At 73.6% G+C, this 10,439-nt stretch carries 11 protein-coding genes and 1 rRNA gene; 2 read left to right on the forward strand and 10 right to left on the reverse strand.

Features of this window, described 5'->3' with window-relative positions; all coding sequences use genetic code 11:
* Positions 1-212 precede the first annotated feature (212 nt).
* The 3 genes from ACIA79_RS16100 to ACIA79_RS16110 are packed head-to-tail and all read right to left on the reverse strand — an operon-like array spanning position 213 to position 2,219.
* Positions 213-1,124, reverse strand: a complete 912-nt coding sequence (locus tag ACIA79_RS16100) for an NAD kinase (protein WP_399428867.1) — start codon at positions 1,122-1,124, stop codon at positions 213-215.
* Entirely contained in the window at positions 1,121-1,936 is an 816-nt protein-coding gene (locus tag ACIA79_RS16105) for a TlyA family RNA methyltransferase (RefSeq protein WP_031075717.1), read from the reverse strand. Before ACIA79_RS16105 ends, ACIA79_RS16100 begins: the two co-directional genes overlap by 4 nt.
* Before the next feature lie 7 nt (positions 1,937-1,943).
* Positions 1,944-2,219, reverse strand: coding sequence for a hypothetical protein (locus ACIA79_RS16110; protein ID WP_399428868.1), 276 nt, complete (start codon positions 2,217-2,219; stop codon positions 1,944-1,946).
* Between the two features lie 42 nt (positions 2,220-2,261).
* On the opposite strand from ACIA79_RS16110, the gene ACIA79_RS16115 reads away from it, so the two are divergent.
* Positions 2,262-2,609: an SCP2 sterol-binding domain-containing protein gene (locus ACIA79_RS16115; RefSeq protein ID WP_399428869.1), complete on the forward strand. Its 348-nt coding sequence runs from the start codon at positions 2,262-2,264 to the stop codon at positions 2,607-2,609.
* On the opposite strand, the gene ACIA79_RS16120 is transcribed toward ACIA79_RS16115, so the two are convergent.
* From ACIA79_RS16120 to ACIA79_RS16135, 4 genes are all read right to left on the reverse strand, one after another.
* Positions 2,598-3,455, reverse strand: coding sequence for an ABC transporter ATP-binding protein (locus tag ACIA79_RS16120; RefSeq protein WP_399428898.1), 858 nt, complete (start codon positions 3,453-3,455; stop codon positions 2,598-2,600). The genes ACIA79_RS16115 and ACIA79_RS16120 overlap by 12 nt on opposite strands.
* A 5-nt stretch (positions 3,456-3,460) precedes the next feature.
* Positions 3,461-4,474 carry a FecCD family ABC transporter permease gene (locus ACIA79_RS16125; RefSeq protein ID WP_399428899.1) on the reverse strand — a complete coding sequence of 338 codons (1,014 nt, stop codon included), beginning with the start codon at positions 4,472-4,474 and terminating at the stop codon, positions 3,461-3,463.
* Between the two features lie 11 nt (positions 4,475-4,485).
* Positions 4,486-5,541 (reverse strand): FecCD family ABC transporter permease, encoded by a 1,056-nt coding sequence (locus tag ACIA79_RS16130; protein WP_399428870.1) that lies wholly within the window; start codon positions 5,539-5,541, stop codon positions 4,486-4,488.
* Positions 5,542-5,815: 274 nt separating this feature from the next.
* Complete coding sequence (locus ACIA79_RS16135; protein WP_399428871.1) at positions 5,816-6,871, reverse strand: HAD-IIA family hydrolase; 1,056 nt, start codon at positions 6,869-6,871, stop codon at positions 5,816-5,818.
* Between the two features lie 160 nt (positions 6,872-7,031).
* Here ACIA79_RS16135 and ACIA79_RS16140 point away from each other — a divergent pair, with 160 nt between their 5' ends.
* Positions 7,032-8,321, forward strand: coding sequence for a DUF1015 domain-containing protein (locus tag ACIA79_RS16140; RefSeq protein WP_399428872.1), 1,290 nt, complete (start codon positions 7,032-7,034; stop codon positions 8,319-8,321).
* Between the two features lie 84 nt (positions 8,322-8,405).
* Here the strand turns inward: ACIA79_RS16140 and ACIA79_RS16145 are convergent, their stop codons facing one another.
* From ACIA79_RS16145 to rrf, 3 genes are all read right to left on the reverse strand, one after another.
* Complete coding sequence (locus tag ACIA79_RS16145; RefSeq protein ID WP_399428873.1) at positions 8,406-9,065, reverse strand: tetratricopeptide repeat protein; 660 nt, start codon at positions 9,063-9,065, stop codon at positions 8,406-8,408.
* On the reverse strand, positions 9,065-9,979 hold the full coding sequence (locus ACIA79_RS16150; RefSeq protein ID WP_399428874.1) for a hypothetical protein: 915 nt from the start codon (positions 9,977-9,979) through the stop codon (positions 9,065-9,067). The genes ACIA79_RS16145 and ACIA79_RS16150 overlap by 1 nt, the downstream gene beginning before the upstream one ends.
* Before the next feature lie 368 nt (positions 9,980-10,347).
* Positions 10,348-10,439 (reverse strand): 5S ribosomal RNA (gene rrf / locus ACIA79_RS16155); the annotation flags it as partial.

A 10,439-nucleotide genomic window follows, 5' to 3' on the forward strand; every position in this document is an offset into this window, starting at 1 on the left:
CGGCCCCCGCCTCGCGTCGCGGAACCCGCAGGTCGTGACGGAGGCTCCGGCGGCGGGTGTCACTCCCCGGAGTGGGTCCGGCGCACCCCGCGGAGGCCGGCCGCGGACGGTGCGGGACGCCCGCCGGGCTCACCGCCGGACACCGCGCCGGGCTCGCCGCAAACACCTCTGACACCGCGCGGAACGCCTTGCCCGGCCCCGCGGCGCCGGCCTCAGTGCGGCGCGCCCCGCCACCCCGACACCGGCAGGGCGAACTTCGCCACCAGGCGGTCCGTGAAGGACGCGTGGTGCAGCCGCGCGAGCCGTACCGGCACCGCCCCGCGCCGCACCTCCACCCGTGCGCCCGCGGGCAGTTCGACGGTGCGGCGCCCGTCGCACCACAGCACCCCGTGCGGGGTGTGCGGCTCGACCTCCACCGCCAGGACCGAGTCCGGCGTGGTGACCAGCGGCTTGGCGAACAGCGCGTGCGCCCCGATCGGCACCATCAGCAGCGCCTCGACCTCGGGCCAGATCACCGGGCCGCCCGCCGAGAAGGCGTACGCCGTCGAACCGGTCGGCGTGGCGCAAATGACGCCGTCGCAGCCGAACCCGGTGACCGGACGGCCGTCGATCGCGAGGACGACCTCCAGCATCCGCTCCGCGGACACCTTCTGGACGGCGGCCTCGTTGAGCGCCCAGTCGCTGTGGAGCACGTCGCCGTTCTGGTACACGGCGACGTCGAGGGTCATGCGCTCCTCGACCTCGTACGCCCGTGTCACGACCCGGTCCACGACCTTGTCCAGGTCGTCCCGCTCGGCCTCGGCGAGGAAGCCGACCCGGCCCAGGTTGACGCCGAGCATCGGCACCCCGGAGGCGCGGGCGAACTCGGCGCCGCGCAGCAGCGTCCCGTCACCGCCCAGGACGATGAGCAGCTCGCAGCCGTCGAGCACGTCGGGGGTCGCCTCGGGCACCGTCTCGACCGCCGACGGCAGCGGCAGGTCGGCCGCCTCGGCCGCCAGGACGCGTACGCCGATGCCGTTGCGCAGCAACCCGAGGACGACCAGTTCGGCGCTGCGCACCGCGGCCGGCCGGCCGGTGTGCGCCAGCAGGAAGACGGTGCGCGGTGCTGCTGTCGTCGATGTCAACGAGGTCCCTCCGCCACGGCGCGGTCCACATCCGCCGGATCCAGCGCGGGCGCCCCGGCCCGCAGCCACAGAAAGTACTCGACGTTCCCGGACGGCCCGGGCAGCGGGCTCGCGGTGACGCCGAGCACGCCCAGTCCCAGCCGGGCCGCCTGTGCCGCCACGCCGCGCACCGCCTCGGCGCGCAGCTCGGGGCTGCGTACGACCCCGCCGCTGCCGAGCCGCTCCTTGCCCACCTCGAACTGCGGCTTCACCATCAGCACCAGGTCGGCGTCGGGGGCGCACACGCCCACCAGGGCGGGCAGCACGAGCCCCAGCGGGATGAAGGACAGGTCCCCCACGACCAGGTCCACCGGTTCTCCGTCGATCACGTCCAGCGTCACCTCACGTACGTTCGTACGGTCCTTGACGGTGACGCGTTCATCGCTCTGCAGCGACCAGGCCAGCTGCCCGTACCCGACGTCGACGGCGACGACGTGCGCGGCCCCGGCGCGCAGCAGCACGTCGGTGAAGCCTCCGGTGGAGGCCCCGGCGTCCAGCGCCCGCCGCCCCTCGACCTTCAGGCCGAGCGGTACGAAGGCGGCGAGCGCCCCGGCCAGCTTGTGCCCGCCGCGCGAGACGTAGTCGGGGTCGGAGTCGTCCTGTGCCACCACGATGGCGGCGGCGGTCTCGACCTGGGTGGCGGCCTTGGTGGCGGTGGTGCCGCCGACGGTCACCCGCCCCGCCGCGATCAGCTGGCTCGCGTGCTCGCGCGAGCGCGCGAGCTTGCGGCGTACCAGCTCGGCGTCGAGACGGCGGCGTGCGACTCCTGCCACGTTCGGTTCAGCTCCTGTGTTCGTACGACGGGGACATCGGCGGGGGCGCCGGCGTGCGCGCGTCGAGCGCGGTCAGCGTGTCCCGCAGCCCCCGGTGTACATCCTCGTACACCTCCAGGTGCCCGTCCGCCGGGAGGTGGTCGGCGTCGGCCAGGCGCTCCAGTCCGGCGTCGACCCCGGGGTGCCCGGTGGGCACGCGCTCCACGCCGAGGGGCGCGGGCGGGGCCGGGTCGTGCGTCGTGGCCGCCTCGTCCTCGGCGGCCTCGGGCATCACGTCGCTCATGCCCAGACGCTACCGCGAAGCCGTCCGGTACGGTCGGTCCCGATGGCCACGATCGACGACTGCCGCGGCGCACTGGACCGCCTTGCCGACAACCTCACGCACGCGGACGGCGAGGTGCGCACCGCCGCCGCGCTCGACCGCACGCTGAGCTGCCACATCACGGACCTCGACGTCACCTTCACCGGCCGCCTCGCGGGCGGCCGGATCCAGGTGCTGGACCGGGTGGACGGGCCGCCGCCCGAGCGGGCGGAGATCCGGCTGGCGATGGCCGGCGACGACCTCCTGGCGCTGGTGGACGGCGAGCTGAACTTCGCGCGGGCCTGGGCCTCCGGCCGGGTCAGGCTGGAGGCGGGCTTCCGCGACCTGCTGCGGCTGCGGTCACTGCTGTAGCGCCGCCGCCGTCCCGGCGGACCGCGCCTTCCGGGCGGCCGGCACCACCAGCGGCGTCCCCGTCTCGGGGTCGTCGATGACCTGGCAGCGCAGCCCGAAGACGCGCTCGACCAGCTCCGCGGTGACGATCTCGGACGGCGGCCCCTCGGCGATGATCTCCCCGCCGCGTACGGCGATGAGGTGCGTGGCGTACCGCGCCGCGTGGTTCAGGTCGTGCAGCACGGCGACGAGGGTGCGGCCCTGCGTCTCGTGGAGCTCGGCGCACAGGTCCAGGACGTCGATCTGGTGCTGGATGTCGAGGAACGTCGTCGGCTCGTCGAGGAGCAGCAGCGGCGTCTGCTGGGCGAGGGCCATCGCGATCCAGACCCGCTGCCGCTGGCCGCCGGACAGCTCGTCGACGTACCGGTCGCCCAGCTCGCCGACGCCGGTCGCGTCCATCGACTCCTGGACGATCCGCTCGTCCTCGGGGGACCACTGGCGCAGCAGGCCCTGGTGCGGGTAGCGGCCGCGGGCAACGAGGTCGGCGACGGTGATGCCGTCGGGCGCGATGGACGACTGGGGCAGCAGGCCCAGCGTCCTGGCGACCTTCTTGGCGGGCATGGTGTGGATGGCCTGCCCGTCGAGGAGCACGCGGCCCTCGGCGGGCTTCAGCATCCGGGACAGGGCGCGCAGCAGGGTGGACTTGCCGCAGGCGTTGGGGCCGACGATCACCGTGAAGGAGTGGTCGGGGATCTCGACGGACAGGTCGCGGGCGATGATCCGCTGCTCGTAGGCGAGGGTCACGGATTCGGCGCTGAGCCGCTGGCGCTGCATGGACGGGGTACTCCTGTCGCTCTGGACGGTCATGGGGCTCATATCCGGCCTGCTCGCCGCTCGGTCACCAGCAGCCACAGCAGGTACACGCCGCCGACCACACCGGTCACGACGCCCACCGGGAGCTGTCGCTCGCCGAAGGCGTTGGTGGCCGCCCAGTCCGCGATCAGCAGCAGCGCGGCGCCCGTCAGCAGGGAGGCGGCCAGGTTGGGCCCGGGCGTGCGTGTGAGGCGGCGGGCGACCTGCGGTGCGCTCAGCGCGACGAAGCTGATCGGGCCCGCCGCGGCCGCGGCGGCGGCCACCAGCAGCACCGCCGAGCCCATCAGGACCATGCGCGTGCGCTCGACCTTCACCCCGAGCGCGTACGCGGCGTCGTCGCCCATCTCCAGCATGCGCAGCGGGCGGCCGTACGCCAGCACCACCGGCACGAGGACGCAGCACACCGCGAGCAGCGGCCCGAACTGGGTCCAGTCGCGCCCCTCGAGCGAGCCGGTCATCCAGACGGTGGCGCGGGTGGCGTCGACCAGGTTCGCCTTGGTGAGCAGGTAGTGGATGACGGCGGTCAGCATGGCCGCCACACCGATGCCGACGAGCACCAGCCGGAAACCGTGCACCCCGCGCTTCCAGGCCAGCAGGTAGACGGCGGCGCCGGTCACCAGCCCGCCGACGACGGCGCCGCCGGCGACCGCGGTGGCGTCGCCCTGGAACACCACGATGACGGTGAGCGCGCCCACGGTCGCGCCCTGCCCGAAGCCGAGCATGTCGGGGCTGCCGAGCGGGTTGCGGGTGAGGGACTGGAAGACCGCCCCGCCGAGGCCCAGCGCGGCGCCGACGAGCACCGCGACGAGGACCCTCGGCAGCCGCAGGTCGTGGACGACGAACTCCTGCGCCCCGGTGCCGTCGCCGCGGAGCGTGGCGACGACGTCGGCGGGGGCGATCGGGAAGTCCCCGCTGCCGATGAGGACGATCCCGGCCGCGAGGGTGAGCAGGACCAGGCCGGCGACGGCGGCGGCGCCGCGCGGCTCGACCCGCACCGACAGCCCGCCGGGCATGCGTATGGCTTTCACAGCTGGGCCATCCTCTTGCGACGTACGAGGTGGATGAAGACGGGGCCGCCGACGACCGCGGTGACGATGCCCACCTGGAGCTCCGACGGCCGGGCCACGACGCGGCCGATGACGTCGGCGCCCAGGAGCAGGACGGGCGAGAGCACGGCCGCGTACGGCAGGATCCAGCGCATGTCGGGACCGGTGAGGGCCCGTACGAGATAGGGCACCGCCAGTCCGACGAAGGTGATGGGCCCGCAGGCGGCGGTCGCGGCGCCGCACAGCAGCGTGACGGCGACCATCGCGAGCACGCGCGTGCGGTTCAGGTGGGCGCCCAGGGCCCTGGCCGTGTCGTCGCCCATCTCCATGGCGTTCAGCGGCCGGGCGATCAGCAGCGCGAGGACGACACCGGCGCCGACGAAGGGCGCGACCCGGCGGACGGTGTCCATGTCGGCGGTGGCGAGCGAGCCCACGGTCCAGAACCGCAGCCGGTCCAGGGCGGCGGAGTCCAGCAGCTGTACGGCGTTGACGTACCCGTACAGCGCGAAGGTGGCGGCCGTCCCGGCGAGCGCGAGCCGCACGGGGTTGGCGCTGCGGCTGCCGCCGAGCAGGTACACGAGGACGGAGACGACGGCGGCGCCGGCGAACGCGAACCACACGTAGCCGGTGAGGGAGGTGACGCCGAAGAAGCTGATGGCGGTGACGACGGCCGCGGCCGCGCCCGCGTTGACCCCCATGAGGCCGGGCTCGGCGAGCGGGTTGCGCGTGAGCGCCTGCATCACGGCTCCCGACAGCCCGAGCGCGACGCCGACGATCAGGCCCATCACGGTGCGCGGCATGCGCAGTTCGGCGATGACGACGTCCGTACCGGTGCCGGAGTTGTGGAACAGCCCGTGCCACACGTCCCCCACCGGGACCGGCTTGGCGCCGACCACGATGCTCGCGACACACACCAGCAGCAGGATCCCGACGGACACCAGCAGCCCCACCGCGCGCACGGAATGACGCCTGCGCGGCTGCTGCGTGGCGGATACCGGCTCCGCGCTCACTTCGGAAGGACTCTGGACCAACACCCGGTTAGGTTAGCCTACCCTGCACCGGTCCCCATCCGGAGCTCCCCAGGTCCGGCAAGCAGCGACCGGTCGGCGAAGGCCGTCGACAGCGGCTGTCCGACTGGACGAGGAGCCGGGGCGCGGCCGCATCACGACCACCACCCGTGACGAGAGCCCCAGACGCCCGCCCAGGGCCACCGGAGCCCCCCGGGCGTCCGGTCAGCGCCCGGATGTCCTCACGCACCCGGAGGGCGACGACGGCCGCCACCCCGGCGGTGGCACGCAGGCCCCGGAGTCACCACCCGAGCCGCGCCAGCGCCTTCCCCGCGTCCAGCCCGCACGCTCCCGGCCCCGCCTGCGTCCACGCGGCCGCGCACAACGCCCGCAGCCCGTCCAGCGGTTCCCCGCCCTCTCCCTCCAGCACCAGCGCTCCCCCGCTCACCGACGCCGTCCAGCCTCCACACGCGAACCCGCCGGCCGCATCGCCCGACGCCGCCGTCACCTCCGGCTGGCCCGTCAGCAGCCCCCGCAGGTCCGCGTCCACGTACGTCGGCCGGTGCTCCGGCACCGCCGCCAGCAACTGCGCGGGGTCCGTCACCCCGGTCAGCACGAGGATCGAATCCACGCCACCGTTGAACGCCCCCTCGATGTCGGTGTCCAGCCGGTCCCCCACCACCAGCGGCCGCCGCGCACCCGTGCGCAGGATCGTCTCGCGGTGCATCGGCGGCAGGGGCTTGCCCGCCACCTGCGGCTGCGCACCCGTGGCGATCCGCACCACCTCCACCGCCGCGCCGTTCCCCGGCGCGATCCCCCGCGCGCTGGGGATGGTCAGGTCGGTGTTGGAGGCGTACCACGGCACGCCCCGCGCGATCGCGTACGACGCCTCCGCGAACCGCCCCCACGGCAGCTCCGGCCCTCCGTACCCCTGCACCACGGCCACCGGCTCGTCGTCCGCCGACTCGACCGGCTCCAGCCCGCGCTCGCGCAGCGCGACCCGCAGCCCCTCACCGCCGATCACCAGGACCCGGGACCCCTGGGGCACCTGCTCCGCGATCAGCCGCGCCACCGCCTGCGCCGAGGTGATCACGTCCGTGGCCTCCGCGGGTACCCCCAGCTCCGTCAGGTGCGCGGCCACCGCCTCGGGCGTGCGCAGCGCGTTGTTCGTGACGTACGCCAGGTGCATCCCCCCGGCACGCGCCGCCTCCAGCGCCTCCACGGCGTGCGCGATCGCCTCCCCGCCCGCGTACACGACACCGTCCAGATCCAGCAGCGCGGTGTCGTACGCCTCGCTCAAGGCGACCGCACTGCCGCTCGGCCGGGTCCTGCCACCGTCTTCCTGCTGCTGCCCCATGTCCCGCCGTCCTCCCTCGAAGCTCGAACTCACGAACCCGAGACCCGTCGAACATGCCCCGTCCCGGCCCGGCCCCGCCGTGCCGGAGACCGCACGCCGATCTGCCTCAAAGCCGCTCCCCCGATCATCGCTCATGTCCCGACCCACATACGATGCTGGGATGAACAGCACGGGTCCTGCGGCCAACGACGGTCTGCACCTGCTCCCCTTCCGTGGGCTGCGTTACGACGCCCACCGGGTCGGGAGCCTCGCCGCGGTGACCTCCCCGCCGTACGACGTGGTCGTACGGCCCGACGGCCTGCACCACCTCGAATCGGCCGATCCCCACAACATCGTCCGGCTGATCCTTCCGCAGGCCGCCACCAACGGCGCCCGCCATCGCCAGGCGGCCCAGACCCTCGACAGCTGGCTCGCCGAAGGCGTCCTCGCCCCGGACCCGGAGCCCGCCCTGTACGTGTACGAGCAGCGCAAGGGCGACCTGCTCCAGCGCGGTCTCATCGGCGCCCTGGAGCTCTCCGCCCCGGCCGAGGGGGTCGTGCTGCCCCACGAGGACGTCATGCCGCACGTCGTCGAGGACCGTGCCGCCCTGATGCGCACGACCACCGCCAACCTGGAGCCTCTGCTCCTCACCTACCGAGGCAACGGCACCGCCACCGGCGCGACCGCCGTCATGGAGCGCACCGTGCTGCGCGCCCCTCTCCTCGCGACCACCACGGAGGACGGCTTCAGCCACCGCCTGTGGGCGGTCACCGAGCCGGCGGACATCGCCGAGATCGCCGACGACCTCGCCCACCACCAGGCCCTGATCGCCGACGGCCACCACCGCTGGGCGACGTACCTGCGGCTGCGCGAGGAACACCCGGAGCCCGGCCCGTGGAACTACGGACTCGTCCTCCTCGTGGACACGGCCCGCTACCCCCTGCAGGTCCGTGCCATCCACCGGCTGCTGAACCGCCTCCCCGTCACGGACGCGCTCAGCGCTCTCGGCCACCACTTCCGGATACGCACCCTGGAGGACGGCACCCCGCTGCCCGCGGCCATGGACGCCCTGGCCTCCGCGGCTTCCGAGAGCAACGCCTTCCTCCTCACCGGCGGCGACGGCCGCTTCCACCTGATCGACCGCCCCGACCCGGATCTGGTGGCCCGTACGGTCCCGGCCGACCGGCCGGAGTCATGGCGCACCCTGGACGCGACGGTCCTCCACGCCACACTGCTCGACCGCATCTGGAACATCCCGGACACGCCCGAGCACATCGCGTACATCCACGACACGGCGGCCGCCGTCACCCAAGCCGCACGCCGCGGCGGCACGGCGGTCCTGATGCACCCGGTGCGCGAGGACGTCGTCCGCGACCTCGCCCGTCAAGGCGTCACGATGCCCCGGAAGTCGACGTCCTTCGGACCCAAGCCGGCGACCGGCCTGGTACTCCGCAGCCTCACCCTGGACTGACGAGCAGCCGGAACGAAAAGAGGGCGGCACCCCGCGGGGTGCCGCCCTCCTCTCGTCATCGGTGCGGATCAGCGCAACGGACGATCAGCGCTCGTCACCGTCGGCCGCGTCCTGCTCCTCGTCCTCCACGGCAGCGTCCAGGAACTCGACGCCGTCCAGCTCGGCGAGACGGTCCGACGCGTCGGTCGCGCCGTCCTTGTCGGCCTCCAGCGCCTTGGCGAACCACTCCCGCGCCTCGTCCTCGCGTCCCGCCTCCAGCAGCGCGTCGGCGTACGCGTACCGCAGGCGGGCGGTCCACGGCTGGACGGAGTTGGACGCCAGCTCCGGGCTCTGGAGGGTCACGATGGCGGCGTCCAGCTGCCCCATGTCCCGCCGCGCCCCGGCGACGACGAGCCGCATCTCGACCTGGCCCGCCTTGTCGAGCTTCTGCACCTCGGGCTCACCGGCCATCGCCAGCGCCCGCTCGGGCCGGCCGAGCCCGCGCTCGCAGTCCGCCATCACGGGCCACAGCTCCACGCTGCCGGTCATCCGCCGCGCCGCCCGGAACTCGGCCAGCGCCTCGGCGTACTTCTGCGTCGCGTACGCGGCGAAGCCGGCGGCCTCCCGCACCGCTGCCACGCGCGAGGCGAGCCGCAGCGCGATACGCGAGTACGCGTACGCCTGCTCCGGGTCCTCGTCGATGAGCTTGGCGACCATCACGAGGTTCCTCGCGACGTCCTCGGCCAGGGTCTTGGGCAGGCTCATCAGCTCCTGCCGCACATCCTTGTCGATCTCGTCGCCGGTGACGTCCTCCGGGATGGGAAGCCGCTTGATGGGCTCACGCTCCCGCTCGTCGCGCCGGAAACCGCCACGGTCGTCCCGCCCGCGGAAACCACGCCGGTCCCGGTCCCGGTCGTCGCGACGCGGCCCCCGGGCACGGTCGTCGCGGCCACCCCGGAACCCGCCGCGGTCGCGGTCGTCACGGCGGTCGTCCCTGCGCTGCATGCGGTCGTCGCGCGGGAATCCGCCGCGATCCCGGTCGTCACGCCGCGGCGCCCGGTCGCGGTCACGGTCGTCACGCCGCGGCGCGCGGTCATCCCGCGGGAACGTGGGTCGGTCCCCGGAGCGCCGGAACCCACCGCGGTCCCGGTCCCGATCACGGTCCCGGTCGTCACGCCGGAAACCGGGACGGTCGTCCTGACGGAAGCCGGGACGGTCATCCCGACGGTCGTCGCGGCGGTCATCACGCCGGAAACCGCCACCGCGATTGTCATCACGCCGGTCATCACGCCGGAACCCACCACCGCGATTGTCATCACGCCGGTCATCACGCCGGAACCCACCACCGCGATTGTCATCACGGCGGTCATCACGCCGGAAACCGCCACGGTCGCGGTCGTCACGCCGGTCGTCACGCCGGTCATCGCGGCGGAACGTACCGCCACGGTTGTCGTCGCGCCGCTCGTCGCGCCGGGCACCGGGGCGATCGTCACGGCGGAAGGCGGGACGGTCATCCCGACGGTCGTCACGCCGGTCATCGCGCCGGAACCCACCGCCGCCGCCACGGTTGTCGTCACGGCGGTCGTCCCGCCGGAAACCGGGCCGGTCATCGCGCCGGAAACCGGGCCGGTCGTCGCGGTCGTCGCGGCGGAAGCCGCCACCAGCGGGGCGCCCACCACGGTCGTCGCGGTTTACGAAGCCGCCGCGGTCGTCGCTGCGGCGCGGTCCACGATCACGATCACGGTCACGGTCGTCGCGCCGGAACGCCGGCCGGTCGTCGCGGCGGAACGTACCGCCACGGTTGTCGTCCCGACGCGGCCCACGGTCGTCACGACGGAAGCCGCCCCGGTCACCGTCCCTGCGACGCGGCTCGCGCTCCGGACGATCGTCGGAGGAGTTGGTGGACATCGGTATGGCTCCTGTCTTCGGGTACCGCAGTCATTCTCGCGCAATCGGCGGTCCGACGCGCTTCGAGGAAATTCAAGTACAAACAAAAAGGACCCTTGGTCCCAGCATGAACGCTGGGACCAAGGGTCCTTGAAAGATTGTTCGGCGGCGTCCTACTCTCCCACAGGGTCCCCCCTGCAGTACCATCGGCGCTGAAAGGCTTAGCTTCCGGGTTCGGAATGTAACCGGGCG

Origin of the sequence: Streptomyces sp. NPDC051310 (genome assembly GCF_044455245.1) — a bacterium.
GTDB lineage: Bacteria > Actinomycetota > Actinomycetes > Streptomycetales > Streptomycetaceae > Streptomyces.